Origin of the sequence: Lysinibacillus sp. KCTC 33748, from assembly GCF_002237755.1 — a bacterium.
Classification (GTDB): Bacteria; Bacillota; Bacilli; order Bacillales_A; family Planococcaceae; genus Lysinibacillus.
Genome location: NZ_MWSJ01000009.1, coordinates 105961 through 122022, shown reverse-complemented (window position 1 = coordinate 122022; position 16062 = coordinate 105961). Strand labels below are relative to the sequence as shown.

Genomic DNA, 16062 nt, shown 5'->3' with positions numbered 1-16062 from the left:
CTATCTTGTAACTAATTTGTAACTGGAGTTTTATATAGTGTTTACACAGCAACGAAAGCGCTTTCTTTTTAGTTCATTATGAAAGGGGATATGGGATGAAAAAGCATTGGTTATTTGTGCTTTTATTGATGTTGACGATGTTGATGGTGGCTTGTAATTCGGATGAGACGAAGGATAGTTCAACTGACGATAAGGCTGCAGAGGATGACACAAAAGGAACTACGGAGGAAGGGGGCACTATTAAAATCGGCGTGCTTGCGTCATTAACGGGTGCTCTTGAATCGTATGGGAAACAAACAAAGAATGGCTTTGATTTAGGAATTGAATATGCGACTGGCGGCACGATGGAGGTTAATGGTAAGAAAATAGAAATTGTTTATGAAGATACAGAAACAAAGCCTGAGGTTGCAGTTCAAAAAGCGACGAAGCTATTAGAAGATGACAAGGTTGATTTTTTAGTAGGTTCTTCTAGCTCAGGTGATACGCTTGCCGTTTTACCACTCGCGGAAGAGTACGAAAAGATTATGGTGGTGGAGCCAGCGGTAGCGGATAGTATTACGGGCTCAGAATTTAATAAATATATTTTCCGTACAGGCCGAAATTCCTCTCAGGATGCTTATGCTGCAGCGGCAGCGATTGCGGGAAAAGGTGTTAAGATTGCAACGTTTGCGCCGGATTATTCTTTTGGCTTGGATGGGGTTAAAGCCTTTAAGACGGCTGCGGAAAAGCTAGGTGCAGAAATTGTTTTAGAGGAATATGCGGATCCGGCAGCTACTGATTTTACGTCCAATTTGCAAAAAGTAATTGATGCAAAACCAGATTATTTATTTGTTGTATGGGCTGGTGCAAACTCGCCGTGGAATCAAATTGCCGATTTAAAAATTCAAGAAAAAGGCATTAAAATTTCTACGGGTGCACCAGATATTATTGCATTGAAATTTATGAATCCATTAATTGGTATGGAAGGGTTCTCTGTTTATTATCACACGTTACCACAAAATGATGTAAATAAATGGTTAGTTGAGGAACATAAAAAACGCTTCAATGACGTTCCAGATTTATTTACGCCAGGAGGCATGTCTGCAGCCATCTCGATTGTAGATGCTTTGAAAAAATCAGAGGGTGATACAGATGCGGAAAAACTGATTGGCATTATGGAAGGGATGTCATTTGAAACACCAAAGGGTACGATGACTTTCCGGAAAGAAGATCATCAAGCATTACAGTCGATGTATTCGATCCGTTTAGAAAAGCAGGATGGTGTAGATTATCCGGTACCAGTGCTAGTTCGTGAGCTTAGCCCTGAAGAAACAGCCCCTCCGGTTATGAATTAATGAAATTGGAGACAGAAAGCGTTATTATTCTGTCTCTCTTCACCCACTTTCATATGAGAATGGGTGAAGAGAGTTAGAAGTACTAGAAAGGAGAATACGATGGAACCCATTTTGCGAACAGAAAACTTAACCATTCGTTTTGGCGGACACATAGCTGTCGACCATGTGAATTTTAATATGCCGGAAAAGCATTTGAAGTCAATTATTGGACCAAATGGAGCTGGAAAAACAACCTTCTTTAATTTAATAAGTGGAGAGTTAAAGCCGACTGCCGGGGATGTCTATTTTAAGGGGCAATCACTTGCGCAAAAATCAGCAATTGAAAGAACACGCATGGGCCTAGGGCGATCTTTTCAAATTACGAATGTTTTCCCGAACCTGACAGTATTAGAAAATGTCCGTCTGGCTGTGCAATCCAAGGAGAAAGTTCGTTTCCAACTATTTCGCCATTATAAAAGCTATAAGGCGATTACTGAAAAAGCGGAAGAGCTATTAGCACTTGTTTTACTTGACAATAAAAGAGATGCCCTCACGACAATGCTATCTCATGGGGAAAAGAGAAAGCTTGAGATTGCGATGCTGTTAGCACTTGATACAGAAATTCTTTTACTAGATGAACCAACGGCAGGCATGTCTTTAGAGGAGGTGCCGACGATTTTAGAAGTGATTCGCATGATTAAAAATCAAGGTGATAAAACCATTCTCCTCATTGAGCACAAGATGGATATGATTCTAGATTTGTCGGATTCGATTATGGTGCTATTTAATGGCCAGCTTCTTGCAGATGGAACACCAGAGGACATTATGAAAAACGAAACCGTACAAAACGCATATTTAGGAGGTCTGTACGATGAACACGTTACTGAAATTAAATGATGTCCACACATATATCGGGCAATATCATATTTTGCAGGGGGTCAATTTTGAGGCAATGGAAGGGCAAGTAAGTGTACTGCTCGGTAGAAATGGAGCAGGCAAAACGACCACTTTAAAAACGATTATGGGGTTAACACCTGCCTCAAAGGGAGAGGTAGAATTTAACTCAATTTCTATTAAGAAAAGCCCGACTTATAAAGTAGCGAAGTTAGGAATAGGCTATGTTCCTGAAAACCAAGGAATCTTTGCAGATTTAACCGTAGAGGAAAATATGAAAGTAGCCATGCGTAAAGAAGATACAGCTACTTTAGAGCGGCAAAATTATGTACTGGAGCTGTTTCCAGACTTAAAGAAATTTTGGAAGAAGGCTGGTGGGCATCTTTCAGGTGGTCAAAAACAAATGCTGTCTATGGCACGGGCATTTATCAATGATAGTAAGTTGATATTGATTGATGAGCCTTCGAAAGGATTAGCGCCCATTGTAGTAGAGAAAGTAATGGAGGCCATTGTTGAAATGAAAAAGCAAACGTCCATCGTACTTGTCGAGCAAAACTTTATGATGGCGAGCCGAATTGGCGATACGTATACATTGATTGATGATGGTAGAACCGTTCACTCAGGGAAAATGCAAGATCTTATCCATCATGAAGAATTAAAACGAAAATATCTTGGAATCGGATAAGGGGGTGTACTTTATTGGAGCTACTTGTCAATTTAGTCATTAATGGCCTTGCAACTGGCATGTTAATCTTTTTGCTGGCGGCTGGTCTGACGTTAATTTTTGGATTAATGGACGTTTTGAACTTTGCACATGGGGGTTTATTTGTTTGGGGGGCTTATGCGGGGATCTTTACGTATATGTTCACAGAGAGCTTTCTTATTGGAATTGTAGGTGCCATCGTAACGGGAGCTTTATTAGGACTCATTACTGAAAAATTAATAATAACACCTGTGTACGGCAATCATATTCAGCAAATTTTAATTACATTAGGGCTAATGCTCGTGCTGCAGGAGATGATTAAAGTTGTTTTTGGTCCAAATGGTGTGGCCGTGAAAACGCCGAGTTACTTAGCAGGCAGCTGGGAAATTGGAGACGTAATTATTATTAAATATCGATTATTTATTATTGTTGTCGGTTTTATCATTTTCGGTATTTTCCAATACATGCTAAAAAAGACGAAGGTCGGCCTCGTCGTTCGAGCTGGTGTACAGGATAAAGAGATGGCACAGGCGCTTGGTATTCATATTAAGCGAGTGTTTTTATATGTGTTTATGGTTGGTGCAGCACTTGCAGCTCTTAGTGGTATGTTAATGGCTCCGTATTCAGGCGTCATCTATGCAGAAATGGGCATGGAGTATGCGATATTAGGTTTTATCGTTGTCGTAATCGGAGGAATGGGCAGTTTTTCAGGCTCGCTATTAGCAGCTATATTAGTAGGTTTAGCAGGCAGCTTTATGGCTTATTATGTGCCAGTGTTATCGCTTGCGGTCAATATGATTTTAATGGCTATTGTATTAATTTTCCGTCCACAAGGCTTATTTGCTATGAGAAAGGAGAGATCAACATGAAAATGAAGCTTCCATTGCAGCATCTATGTTTTTTCCTCATGTTAGCTATTTTAGTGCTTCTCCCTTTCGTCAATGACTCAAGGACGCTCATGATTTTATTAACGCAAATCTTTATTTTCGGTATTTTAGCGATGAGCTATGACATTCTCCTTGGCTATACAGGAATTGTGTCATTCGGGCATGCAATGTTTTTTGGTTTAGGTGCATACACAACCGCTGTCATGCTGAAACAGATGGAGCCAACACTCTCAACATTTTTCTTATCGATTGTAGTCGGCATGTTACTAGCAGGCTTCATTAGCTTTTTAGTAGGATTACTGACACTTCGATTAAAAAGTCATTTCTTTGCGATGCTGACATTAGCTTTTTCAGGACTATTTTTAGTTGTGGCAGAAAAATGGCGTTCTGTTACATACGGAAATGATGGCTTTACGTTTAGAGCACCTGAAATATTTAGAGATCGAATGACGTTTTATTTCTTCGTGCTCGCATGCTTAGTCGTTATTTTTATTGCGCTATATCGCTTTGTGAACTCGCCAACTGGTCGAATTTTAATTGCTGTTCGGGAAAATGAACAACGAACAAAATCACTAGGCTACAACACTTTGTACTATAAAGTGATTGCTTCAATTGTCGCAGGTACTGTTGCGAGCTTAGCAGGCTCCTTATATGCTATCTCCCTCCGTTTTGTCAATACGAGTGTGATGACAATGGACATAACGTTAGATGCATTATTAATGACGATTATTGGCGGTGTTGGCACATTAGTTGGACCATTATTAGGATCGGCTGTTATCGAATATGCACAGCATGCGCTTTCAGGGTTAGCTCGTGATTATCCAATATTTGAACGTTGGATTATCTTCTTTGGGATCCTTTATATTTTAGCAGTTATCTTTTTCCCAAAAGGAATTATTGGATCCTTGCGCATGATGTTTTGGAAATGGCGATTAAAGCGAAAAGGAATAAATCAATCATCGGTTACCCTGTCGCAGGAAAAGGAGCGATTTGAATGACTGTAGGCATTGTAAGTACAGGAATCTATATTCCGCAGACGAAAATGACGTCAAAAGAAATTGCGACGCTGTCCAATATACCAGAGGATGTTATTCGACAAAAATTGGGTATTTATGAAAAGCCTATTCCTGGTGAGCACGATCATACGGTTCAAATGGGAATATGGGCCGCGCAGGACGCTATACGCAAGGCTAATATCGACCCGAAGGACATTGATGTTGTGATGTATATGGGAGAGGAGCATAAAGAGTATCCTTTGTGGACTGCCTCGATAAAAATGCAGGAGGAGCTAGGGGCAGTAAATGCTTGGGCATTTGATGTGCAATTAAGATGTGGCACAACTATTATGGCACTAAAGTTAGCGAAAAGCTTAATGGCGTCGGATGATTCCATTCATACCGTACTCCTAGCTGGTGGCTATCGAAACGTTGATTTTATCGACTACAGCAATCCTCGTACACGCTTTATGTACAATTTAGCAGCTGGTGGAGGCGCAATTCTTTTACAGAAAAACTATGACAAAAATCAATTATTAGAGGCGGATATTATGACGGACGGCTCTTTCTCAGAGGATGTAGTCGTGCCTGTCGGTGGTACAAAAAAGCCTTTGACGCCTTCTGATTTAGAAAATAAATTGTATCAGCTCGAAGTGATTGACCCAATTGGAATGAAGGAACGTTTAGAGCAAAAATCTTTAAGCAATTTTTTGAAGGTAATTCGAACATCTTTAGCGAAAAGTGGATTCAATGAGGGCGATGTTGGTTATTTAGCGATGCTTCACATGAAAAGATCTGCTCATAATTATATTTTATGTGAACTCGGCTTAGAGCAAGAGCAATCCATATACTTGCAAGAGTATGGTCATATCGGACAGATTGATCAAATATTATCATTGCAGCTAGCGTTAGAAGAAGGCCGTATTCATGATGGCGACATCGTCACACTTGTTAGTGCTGGGATTGGCTACGTATGGGGAGCGATTACGATTCGATGGGGATAAGGGGGAAATGCAATGTTAAAAACTATTGAGCTATCAAATGGAGAAACGATTGCGTATCGCAAACGTCAAGGGGGAGAACGTGTTTTATTATTGATTCACGGTAATATGACATCATCCAAACATTGGGACGTTCTAATTGACGCGTTGGATGAAAAATATACAATTTATGCGCTGGATTTACGGGGCTTTGGTAGTTCATCTTATCATAAACCAATTTCCGCGATTAAAGATTTTAGTGATGATGTGAAGCTTTTTGTGGATGCGATTCAATTGCAGCAGTTTGACATGATTGGTTGGTCAACGGGCGGAGCTGTTTGTATGCAGTTTGTCGCACAGTATCCAGGCTATTGTCAGCAGCTTATTTTACTAGCCTCGGCATCTACGAGAGGCTATCCATTTTACACAGATTTAGGTACTGGTAATCAAGCTGCATTAAAAAGAGCTTTTACCTATGAGGAAGTACTCGTCGACACATCTAAAACAAAATTAGTACAAGGCTTCTATGATTCGAAAAATGTGCATGGCTTACAGTCGGTCTGGAACGCACTTATTTACACACATAAACAGCCTAGCCCAGAACACTATCAGACATATGTGGAGGATATGCTGACACAACGAAATTTAGCGGAAGTTTATCATGCCTTAAATGTCTTCAATATAAGTGCTGTTGATCATGATGTCGCAAAAGGCACACATGAAGTACTACAAATTACGATTCCAGTTTTAGTGTTAAGAGGGGATCGTGATTATGTAATAACAGAAGGAATGAATGATGAAATAATGCTCGATTTAGGTGAAAATGCACAATTCGTTAGTTTAAAAAACTGCGGTCATTCCCCATTAATAGATGATTTACCACAGCTGACATCTGAAATTGAAGCGTTTTTAGAAATAGGAGGAAAAAAGTATGCGTTTAAACAATAAAGTTGCCATAATTACGGGAGCCGCGAATGGAATTGGCTATGCTGCTGCTGAACGGTTTATTGAAGAGGGTGCATTCGTTGTCATTGCAGATTTTAATGAGGATGCAGGTGTTTCAGCTGCCAAACATTTAGGGGATCAAGCATTATTTGTGCAAGTAGACGTTGCAGATAGAGAGAGCGTCAAAAACTTAGTAGCAACAGTTATAGAGCAAACGGGCCGGGTCGATATTTTAGTGAACAACGCGGGTATTACACGTGATGCGATGCTAACAAAAATGACGGAAGATCAGTTTCATCAAGTGCTAGATGTGAATTTGACTGGAGTGTTCAATTGTACGCAAGAGGTCATTCCACATATGATTGCTGCCGGAGGGGGCAAAATTATTAATACATCCTCTGTTAGCGGTGTTTATGGCAATGTCGGTCAAACGAATTACGCTGCCACAAAGGCTGCTATTGTCGGCATGACGAAAACTTGGGCGAAGGAATTAGGGCGCAAGGGGATCAACGTTAATGCGGTGGCTCCTGGCTTTACAGAAACTGATATGGTGAAAAAAATGCCAGAAAATGTGCTAGCACAAATGCGTTCTGTCGTGCCATTGCAAAGATTAGGAACACCTAGAGATATTGCCAATGCCTATTTATTTTTAGCATCTGATGAGGCTTCCTATGTCCACGGTCACACACTTCATGTGGATGGAGCAATTATGATGTGATAAGGAGGCTTTCCAAATGTTTGTAGAGCAATCCTGGATTTTAAAACGTACATCGTTAACACCTAAACTTATCGCATTGGTAAACCTCGAAACACAGGAGCAGTGGACTTATCAGCAATTAACAGAGGAAATCACAAAATGGTGTCATTTTTTTGAGCGCCAAAACTTGCGGGCCGGAAGTCGTGTTGCCGTATTTGCGAAAAACCATATCCAGCTTTTTGCTGTCTTATTCGCCTGTGGATTAAGAGGCCTAATCTACGTACCATTGAATTGGCGATTGAGTGCAAAGGAATTACATGATATTTTGACGGATGCTACGCCTTCTTTACTACTTTACGATGAAGAAATGAATTGCCCAGTATCTTTAGAAAATATGCATTCTCTGCGTTTAGCGAGTGAAGCGGCTACTCTCAGCATTCGAGAGGTAGACCTGAATGACCCTTGGCTTATGATTTACACTGGGGGCACAACTGGCAAGGCAAAAGGTGTTGTCCTATCGTTTAATTCTGTGAATTGGAATGCAATTAATACAATTATTAGCTGGGGTTTAAATGATCGTGATTGTACGTTAAATTATATGCCGTTGTTTCATACAGGCGGTTTAAATGCCTTATGTATACCGCTTTTAATGGCTGGCGGTACAGTGGTGATTGGTGATAAATTTGAGGCAGAAAACGCTCTTCAGGCGATTAATCAGTATAAGACTACGATTTCACTTTTTGTGCCAACAATGTACCAAGCGATGATTGCAACGGACTACTTTAAGGAGAATTGCTTCCCGTCAATGAACGTATTTTTATCAGGAGGCGCACCATGTCCGTATCCAATCTATGATGCATTTATTAAAAAGGGGCTATTTTTTAAAGAGGGCTATGGCTTAACAGAAGCGGGGCCTAATAATTTTTATATTTCTCGAGAGGCAGCCTGTTTGAAAAAAGGGGCCGTCGGGAAGAGTATGCAATTCAATGAAGCAAAAATTATCAATAGTGCCGGAGAAAGCTGTGCGCCCAACGAAGTGGGAGAGCTATTCGTCAGAGGTAAGCATATGTTTCTTTTTTACTGGAATAATCAGCAGGAGACTGAAAAAATCATGCATGAAGGTTGGTTGAAAACTGGTGATTTAGCCATGATGGATGAGGATGGTGACTTTTATATTGTCGGTCGCAGTAAAGAGATGATAATTTCTGGCGGGGAAAATGTGTATCCACAAGAAGTCGAGCAATGTATTTTGCGCCATCAACTAGTGCAAGAGGTAGCGGTCATTGGAATAGCTGATGAGTATTGGGGAGAAATCGTAGTGGCCTTTATCGTTTGTCAGAATCAGGATGAAACTATATTAGAGGAAATCAAAGAAATTTGTAACAAGCATTTAGGTCGCTATAAAATCCCTAAAAAGATAATCGTCATTGATGAATTGCCAAAAACAAGTGTCGGAAAAATTGATAAAAAAGCATTACAAATGTATGCGAAGGCTGCGAAATAACGAAAAACGCTTGGAAATTCAGGCGTTTTTTTGCTTTTATTGTATCCTTAATTCTCAATTCGGAGTAGTCCCTTAAAGATTGGGATAAACGGATAGAAGAAGCGATTCAATTGGGCAAGATTGTTGAGAATCCACTGTGTAATTATGATAGAATATTGCGAGTGAAATCAGATTTTTAACGATTTTCAGTAACGAAGCGAGGGCAGTCCTACTATGGAAAACGTAACAAGTGTAGAAAAATTAGAATCAATAAAATCTTTACAATCGACAATCAGCAAACTCGAAAATGCCTTGTCTCAGATGACCGAGAAAGGTGCAAATACTACTTTAGTAAAGAAACGACTCAAAGCTGTTTGCATTGGATTAGCGATGCTAGAAAATGTTTGGAATCAAAGTCCCCATTATTATACCCAGGAAGATTTAGCCGTAGCGCGCAATGTTCTCGTTGGTTTATTACCATCAATTGAGAGTGTATATATGAAGTCAAAGGTTGGTAGTCCCCAAAGAACGCTTTTAGAAAGAAGGATTAAAGCGTTGGAACTAGCTGTTCAAGCGATTGATGCACTTTTAACAAACTAACAACTTTACTATTTTTAATATAAATGAGCTGTTAGTGAGCCGTGACTGTGAAAAAATAAGCCAATTTTCTTATAGATTGTTGCCATCCAAAAATTTTTTAACCAACAGATATGTATAATAATTTTAGAAACTTTCTTAATTTTGTGACGTTATAATGATAACCATGAAAAATTAAGGGGGGACAATATGCAAAAAATTAATTCCGCTATTTTAAGTTCAGTCATTATTTTAATAGGTATTATCATTTTGTTATTATGTGTGTTGGTTTTACCGAGGGTAGCGCAGGAAACCGTACTAATACACCCAGAAGTTGCATATCTAAGATATCCGATTTTATTTGGAATGTATGCGACAGCGCTGCCGTTTTTTTATGCAATTTACGAAACAGTGAAAATGATTCTAGTCATTGAGTGTAAATCTATCTTTTCAATTCGCATTGTTAAAGGGTTAAATCATATAAAATATTGTGCATTTGTCATTATTGTTTTGTATGTCTTAGGTATCTTTGTACTTGGTAATGCAAATGCGTTACCACCAGTAATAGCGGTAATGGGATTTGGTATACTTATCGTGACAATAATGGTGGCGGCAGGAGCAGCCTTTATAAAAAATATACTTATAAAAAATCAAATGAAATTATCTAATTAATCCACTCCGAGAACTTAATGTAGTGGTCATTTTCTTGCCCTTTAGTTTTTCAAATAGCTATTATAAAAAATGCACTAGAAACGAGGGTGTAGAATTATATCGTAAGTAAATATGATTCTTTAGTAAAATTTTATTTTCTTCTTCATTTAACGGGGCGTTTATTAAAGATCAAAGAGTTGCATATGCAGCTCTTTTTGCTTTATTGAACTAACTGTACAGATTCCAGGTATATGTACCAGAGTTTACTGCTAAAGGTTCTGACGGACCGACTAAAAATAGTAATAGACAGTTTAAGTCTTTCTGTAGGCGTAAATGATTTCCCTTACATTAAAGAAGGTACTTACCAGTGTAATGTGTTATTAGTAACAATCTTTGAGAAAATAGCCAAAAATAAAGAAGGCTTGCCATCTTTAATAATTCCATACAATAATTGACAATCCACTTTTAGTTAAGTAAACTAAACTTAACTAAAAGTAAATTGGGGCTGATAAATCTTGGACGATTATTTAATAATGATAGACCAAATCAATCAAAAGTTTGAGCAGTTCAAGTTGTTAGTTTTACAAGAATCCAAAGAGGTTGAGGAATTAGAGAACTTTCACTTAACTCCACAACAAGAAATTATTATGTTTTATATCATTCGCAATGAGCCTGTAATTGCGAATGATATTGCAAATCATTTTGGTATTTCAAAAAGTGCGGTTAGCCAAGTAATTTCAAAGCTCGAAGAAATGAAAATGATCTATCGTCAAGAGAATGCAATAAACCGTAGAGAGACCTTTATTTATCTTGGGGATAGAGGACAAGAGTTTTATCAACTTCTAAATAAAATTGACGCCATGCTTGTAGAAAAATATTATTCGAAAGTTAGCTTAACAGAGTTAAAAAATGTTCTTGATACATTAAATAAAATTGTCGGAACTAATGAAAACAAAGGGAGTTAAGATAATGGAGAAAAATTTGAAACAACTAACAAATCGTATACATTATTTACCGCATAATTCTGAAACTGATCGACCAATACTGTCTGCCATTTGTGGGGATCACCAAACCTTAATTGTTGATGCAGGAAATTCTGATAAACATACTAAGTTATTTCTTGATGAACTAAATCAAAGTCAAATTGCTAATTATCATTCTGTAGTATTAACGCATTGGCATTGGGATCATAGCTTTGGAACAAATCAGATGAATCTATTAACCATAGCACATGAAAACACAAAGATGCACCTTGAAAAAATGATGGAATATGATTGGTCAGATGAAGCTTTAGATAAACGTGTCGAAATAGGCCTAGAGAATCAGTTTTGTTCCGACATGATTAAAAAAGAATTTGGAGTAGACAGAAATATTACCATCAAATTACCTAATATTACTTTTAAAGATAATTATGAGATTGAATTAGGTGGTATTCGGTGTGTAGTCAAATATGTGGGTGGAGATCATTCCGATGACTCATCAATTATTTATGCAGAGGAAGAAAAGGTACTTTTCTTAGGGGACTGCTTGTATCCAAGTATTTACTCACAACAACCACAATATAAAATTGAAAATGTTAGACATCTCTTAGAAAACATTGAAATGTTTGATGCCGAAATTTATGTGCTTTCGCATGAGCCCCCATTATCTAAAGAGGATTTTATGGGGTATATAATGTTGTTGAAGTTAATTTGTGATTTAACAGAAAAACATCAAAGAAACCATTCGAATTTAGTTAACGAACTATCTACTCAACTAAATCGTAAATTAAGTCAGTTAGAAGAAGAAATAGTATATTGTTTTATTAACGGATTATCAGTTGATTAAAATAAAGTTGTAAGTGGTATGTAGTTCTATTTTTAGAACCGAAAAACGCTTGGAGATCCAGGCGTTTTTCAATTCTATAAATGAAATGTTTCCTTTATGCACATAGCAACTTCTTCAGCACTCAAGTTTGTGTTGTTGATCTTGAGATAATTTGGATATTTTAATTCGCCCTCTAAGGAATTTAGTCTGTATTTTTCCATCGAGCTTTTCAAATCTTTTTCGGACCATTCAATATCTCTCTTTGAAGGTTTATGCTCAAGTCGATTACCGCTTTTATTTCTTTCCAATCTTTCTACTACATCAGCTTCAAGCTCTACAAAATAAACAGTACCCCCTCTTGATTCAAAAAGCTTTGCAAGATCGTCGACATAATCCCAATCCTCCTGCATATCAAAAGCCCAGACATAAGTAAAAATTAAGCCATACAAATTACTTTTGGATACCTCTTCAAATATTTCCTGACGAAACAAATTAACCAATCTTTTTCCTTCTGTTGTACCATAACCAAAAAAATGACTAACCAAATCAATCGTCATATGGTTATGAAAAAGTTTCAAATCCGTTATTTTAGCTAATTCCTGTCCAACAGTCATTTTTCCTACTGCTTGAGGACCAAATATTAAAACAAGTTTCATAAACTCCCTCCCTTTTAAAAAATATATTAGCATAAATTTCAAATTACACCATAAAAACGAAGGATATTAGTTCACCAGCGAGAGATGGTGGTGACATTATGTTAAAGCATATGTTATGCGGATAAGTTTATCGGAGTGGAGACTGGCGACTCCTCGGACGCCCCCAGGAAGCTTTGCTCTGCGCGAAAGCGAAGCGTCAGCGGCAAAATGTTTTATCTGCGCGAAAGCGAAGCGTCAGCGGCAAAATGTTTTATCTGCGCGAAAGCGAAGCGTCAGCGGCAAAGTGGCAAAGTGCCCAGTCGGAACGGAAATTAACCACACGTTGTGAATTCATTGTATTTCCCTTAGCTACTGCACACCAACAACTCATTTATATTAATATTGTTAATTTATTGATAATGTATTGAAACTATTGATAGAATCATGTTTAATAAAAATGGTTCACATTTTATACATAATATTCCTAATTAATATGAGAAAGGAGAGACGAATTATTTGCGCGCTTTTAAAATTAGTACGAAATTTAATTTGCTTTTAGTGGGCGTTATTCTGTTTTTAAGCATTATGATTGGATTTGTATCCCATATACAAGTGAAGGAAATTATGCTTAATAATTTTGAGCAGAGTGTAACCCATATTTCAAAGGTCGGCTATGCGCTTCTAGAAGAACGATTTAAGGGCGATTGGGCTATAAAAGATGGGGAACTTTACAAAGGGGATTCAAAAATAGTTGATCAGGAAGCCTTTGTTGATGAGGTTGGCGAAAGCATCGATGGTGGTGTAACCATTTTCCAGGGCTCCAAAGGACTTATTACTAATCTAAAGCTAAATGGCGAACGTTTAGTTGGCAAAGATGCTGATCCAAAAGTCGTTGAAAATGTTATGACTAAAGGGGAAACCTTTATTGGTGAGGCAGATGTAGTAGGAACGAAATATTTAACACTCTATGCACCTATTAAAGATGCAAATGGAGACATCATTGGGATGTGGTTTGTCGGTGAAACAATCGATGAAGTGAATGCTATTATTTTTGCATTTATCGGCAAGCTTCTCATTGTATTGTTCATCGGAGCTGTCATTGCTATATTAGGTAGCTTCCTGTTTACGAGAGCATTTGTGAAGCCGCTTCGTGAAATGAATGCTCAACTTCGAGATATTGCGGATGGAGAGGGAGATTTAACAAAACAGCTACAAATTAATTCCAAGGATGAAGCAGGTGAGCTTGCACAATCGTTTAATAAAATGCTGACAAGCTTAAAGGTAGTTATGCAACAAATAGCACAATCCTCTAAACAAGTTGATGTATCGTCTGATGGCTTAACATCTAAATCACAGCAAACCGCTGACATGACGAGACAACTAACTTCAACACTACAAGATTTAGCCGATGGTTCAAGAACTACATTACATAGCACAAGTGATAGCTTAACGGCCATGCAGGAAATGGCGATTGGCATCCAACAAGTTGCTGAAACTGCTTCAACGGTTTCAGATGCTGCTGATTTAATGAGTGACGAGGCTGCTCAAGGAAATGATTCTTTGAATCGTGTATTGAATCAAATGACAATTATTAACAAATCATCCGACCATGTAGAGGCGCAGGTCCGAATTTTAGGTGATCAGTCGCAACAAATTGGCAATATCGTTGATGTGATTACAAGCATCGCTGATCAAACGAATTTGCTTGCCTTAAACGCAGCCATCGAAGCGGCTCGTGCCGGGGAGCAAGGAAAAGGATTTGCTGTCGTTGCAGATGAAGTTCGTAAATTGGCAGAACAATCAAAGAAATCTGCTGATCAAATAGCATCGCTTATTCATTCAATTCAAAGTGATACGACCAATGTTATTACGGCTATTTCTAGTAACTCGAAGGAAGCTGCCGCAGGTATGGATGTTGTCGATGATACAAAACTGGCCTTCCACAAGATCATGCAGTCGATTAAGGGAGTAAGTACACAGTTGCATGACATCTCCGCTGTAACGGAACAAATGTCTGCAAGTGTTGAAGAAGTTACTGCCTCAACAGAAGCAATGGCACGCATTGCAACCAAGGCAACTGAAAGTACGGAACACGTTACGATAACAGCAGAGGAGCAACTAGCCTTCATAGATAATATGGCTTCTTCAGCAAAAGAAATGGCACAGCAGGCAGACGAGCTTCAAAGCTTAATAAAGAAATTCCAATATTAAAGAGTTGATAAACGCTAATCCTAGCAATTTGAAGTACACAAATGGGAACAGTTTTTCTCAAATTTTATTAAAAGGATAGAAGAGCTTAAATAAATTGGCTCTATCTATCCTCTTTTTTATCACAGATGGCACTATATACTACAACAATTTGTTCGTTCATCAATCTAATATTGCGGTAATTCATATCAATTATTAAAAGTACATTCAAGCCTATTTCTTAAACGCCTATGTAAAAAAGATATAGCCTGTTTTCTAAAAGATTCTTGCTATTCAATTAACGATGAAGGATATATTAGTTGAAAAATTGTGAGTATTCAAAATTTAGTGGATGATATATGTTAAAATAGTTATTTAATACATAAATATTTCTATAGGAGTATGTATATGAAAATAGTAGAAAAGTATGGAAAAGTTATAATAGACAACTTTGAATTTTATGGTCAAATTGAAAAAGATAAATATTGTTCTAAATGCAAGTTTAATCTAGTATATTACGATGATTTTGATGCTTATTTTTGCCCTAAATGTAATAGTTGGACTGAATCAAAATGTAGTGATCCTAATTGCAAATATTGCCATAACCGACCAGAAAAACCTTTAACTTCTTTCAGCATTGATGAAAACTAAAACCATGAAAGGAGAGCTAGATAGTGGAAATAAGAATAGCCAAAATCGACGACTTATCGCAATTGTTGTATATATTAAATGAGGTTACATTAAATTTACAACAAAAACGAATACACCAATGGGAATACCCTTGGGATCATAATAAAATTATAAACCAATTAAAAAATAACTTTTTGTACGTTTTAATAGTAGAAGAAGAAATAATAGGAACGTTTTGTATATATGATATAGAAAATATAAATGAATTTTCCCTTGATGATAAAAGTAAGTATCTATCTCAAATTGCCATTTTACCCAAGTTCCAAGGAAAAAACATTGGTTCTGCAATAACAGAATTTGCTTGTTCTTTAGCAAAAGGATTAGATAAAACCTTGTATCTAGATTGTTGGGCTGGAAATGAAAAGTTAAAACAGTTTTATTCAAGAAATGGTTTAGAATATATGGGTGATTTTCCTGAAGAAGACTATTTCGTTAGTATCTTTAAATACAGCTAAACATATTTGCTTCAATTGGAAATCATACAAACACATGTATAGGAGTATGAATTAAAGTATTTTCCTTCACAATCTGGGGCTTATTAATAAAGAAATTCCAATAGTAAAGATGGTGAAAAACGCTTGGTTATCCAGGCGTTTTTTCAATTTTGAAAGGAGGATTAT

At 37.5% G+C, this 16062-nt stretch carries 17 protein-coding genes; 16 read left to right on the top strand and 1 reads right to left on the bottom strand.

Features of this window, described 5'->3' with window-relative positions; all coding sequences use genetic code 11:
* The first annotated feature begins 95 nt into the window (after positions 1–95).
* The 13 genes from B1B04_RS13360 (at position 96) to B1B04_RS13300 (ending at position 11951) form a co-directional block, all read left to right on the top strand.
* On the top strand, positions 96–1334 hold the full coding sequence (locus B1B04_RS13360; RefSeq protein ID WP_079561942.1) for a substrate-binding domain-containing protein: 1239 nt from the start codon (positions 96–98) through the stop codon (positions 1332–1334).
* Positions 1335–1433: 99 nt separating this feature from the next.
* Entirely contained in the window at positions 1434–2210 is a 777-nt protein-coding gene (locus tag B1B04_RS13355; protein ID WP_079561941.1) for an ABC transporter ATP-binding protein, read from the top strand.
* Positions 2185–2892 carry an ABC transporter ATP-binding protein gene (locus B1B04_RS13350; protein ID WP_079561940.1) on the top strand — a complete coding sequence of 236 codons (708 nt, stop codon included), beginning with the start codon at positions 2185–2187 and terminating at the stop codon, positions 2890–2892. Before B1B04_RS13355 ends, B1B04_RS13350 begins: the two co-directional genes overlap by 26 nt.
* 14 nt (positions 2893–2906) lie before the next feature.
* The gene (locus B1B04_RS13345; RefSeq protein WP_079561939.1) at positions 2907–3779 is read left to right on the top strand and encodes a branched-chain amino acid ABC transporter permease; all 873 of its coding nucleotides are present in this window, start codon (positions 2907–2909) and stop codon (positions 3777–3779) included.
* Entirely contained in the window at positions 3776–4795 is a 1020-nt protein-coding gene (locus tag B1B04_RS13340) for a branched-chain amino acid ABC transporter permease (RefSeq protein WP_079561938.1), read from the top strand. Before B1B04_RS13345 ends, B1B04_RS13340 begins: the two co-directional genes overlap by 4 nt.
* Entirely contained in the window at positions 4792–5796 is a 1005-nt protein-coding gene (locus B1B04_RS13335; RefSeq protein ID WP_079561937.1) for a 3-oxoacyl-ACP synthase, read from the top strand. The genes B1B04_RS13340 and B1B04_RS13335 overlap by 4 nt, the downstream gene beginning before the upstream one ends.
* Before the next feature lie 12 nt (positions 5797–5808).
* Positions 5809–6720 (top strand): intracellular short-chain-length polyhydroxyalkanoate depolymerase, encoded by a 912-nt coding sequence (gene phaZ / locus B1B04_RS13330; RefSeq protein WP_079561936.1) that lies wholly within the window; start codon positions 5809–5811, stop codon positions 6718–6720.
* Entirely contained in the window at positions 6704–7435 is a 732-nt protein-coding gene (fabG, locus tag B1B04_RS13325) for a 3-oxoacyl-ACP reductase FabG (RefSeq protein WP_079561935.1), read from the top strand. The genes phaZ and fabG overlap by 17 nt, the downstream gene beginning before the upstream one ends.
* Positions 7436–7451: 16 nt before the next feature.
* Complete coding sequence (locus B1B04_RS13320) at positions 7452–8918, top strand: class I adenylate-forming enzyme family protein (RefSeq protein ID WP_079561934.1); 1467 nt, start codon at positions 7452–7454, stop codon at positions 8916–8918.
* A 213-nt stretch (positions 8919–9131) separates the two neighbouring features.
* On the top strand, positions 9132–9497 hold the full coding sequence (locus B1B04_RS13315) for a hypothetical protein (protein WP_079561933.1): 366 nt from the start codon (positions 9132–9134) through the stop codon (positions 9495–9497).
* Positions 9498–9683: 186 nt separating this feature from the next.
* Positions 9684–10145, top strand: a complete 462-nt coding sequence (locus B1B04_RS13310; RefSeq protein WP_079561932.1) for a DUF2975 domain-containing protein — start codon at positions 9684–9686, stop codon at positions 10143–10145.
* 494 nt (positions 10146–10639) lie between these two features.
* The gene (locus tag B1B04_RS13305; RefSeq protein WP_079561931.1) at positions 10640–11089 is read left to right on the top strand and encodes a MarR family winged helix-turn-helix transcriptional regulator; all 450 of its coding nucleotides are present in this window, start codon (positions 10640–10642) and stop codon (positions 11087–11089) included.
* Between the two features lie 4 nt (positions 11090–11093).
* Positions 11094–11951, top strand: a complete 858-nt coding sequence (locus tag B1B04_RS13300; RefSeq protein ID WP_170938980.1) for an MBL fold metallo-hydrolase — start codon at positions 11094–11096, stop codon at positions 11949–11951.
* A 74-nt stretch (positions 11952–12025) separates the two neighbouring features.
* On the opposite strand, the gene B1B04_RS13295 is transcribed toward B1B04_RS13300, so the two are convergent.
* The gene (locus B1B04_RS13295; protein ID WP_079561929.1) at positions 12026–12586 is read right to left on the bottom strand and encodes an AAA family ATPase; all 561 of its coding nucleotides are present in this window, start codon (positions 12584–12586) and stop codon (positions 12026–12028) included.
* 495 nt (positions 12587–13081) lie between these two features.
* Here B1B04_RS13295 and B1B04_RS13290 point away from each other — a divergent pair, with 495 nt between their 5' ends.
* From B1B04_RS13290 to B1B04_RS13280, 3 genes are all read left to right on the top strand, one after another.
* On the top strand, positions 13082–14776 hold the full coding sequence (locus tag B1B04_RS13290; RefSeq protein ID WP_079561928.1) for a methyl-accepting chemotaxis protein: 1695 nt from the start codon (positions 13082–13084) through the stop codon (positions 14774–14776).
* A gap of 384 nt (positions 14777–15160) precedes the next feature.
* Complete coding sequence (locus B1B04_RS13285; RefSeq protein WP_079561927.1) at positions 15161–15403, top strand: hypothetical protein; 243 nt, start codon at positions 15161–15163, stop codon at positions 15401–15403.
* 23 nt (positions 15404–15426) lie between these two features.
* Positions 15427–15897 (top strand): GNAT family N-acetyltransferase, encoded by a 471-nt coding sequence (locus B1B04_RS13280; protein ID WP_170938979.1) that lies wholly within the window; start codon positions 15427–15429, stop codon positions 15895–15897.
* Positions 15898–16062 lie beyond the last annotated feature (165 nt).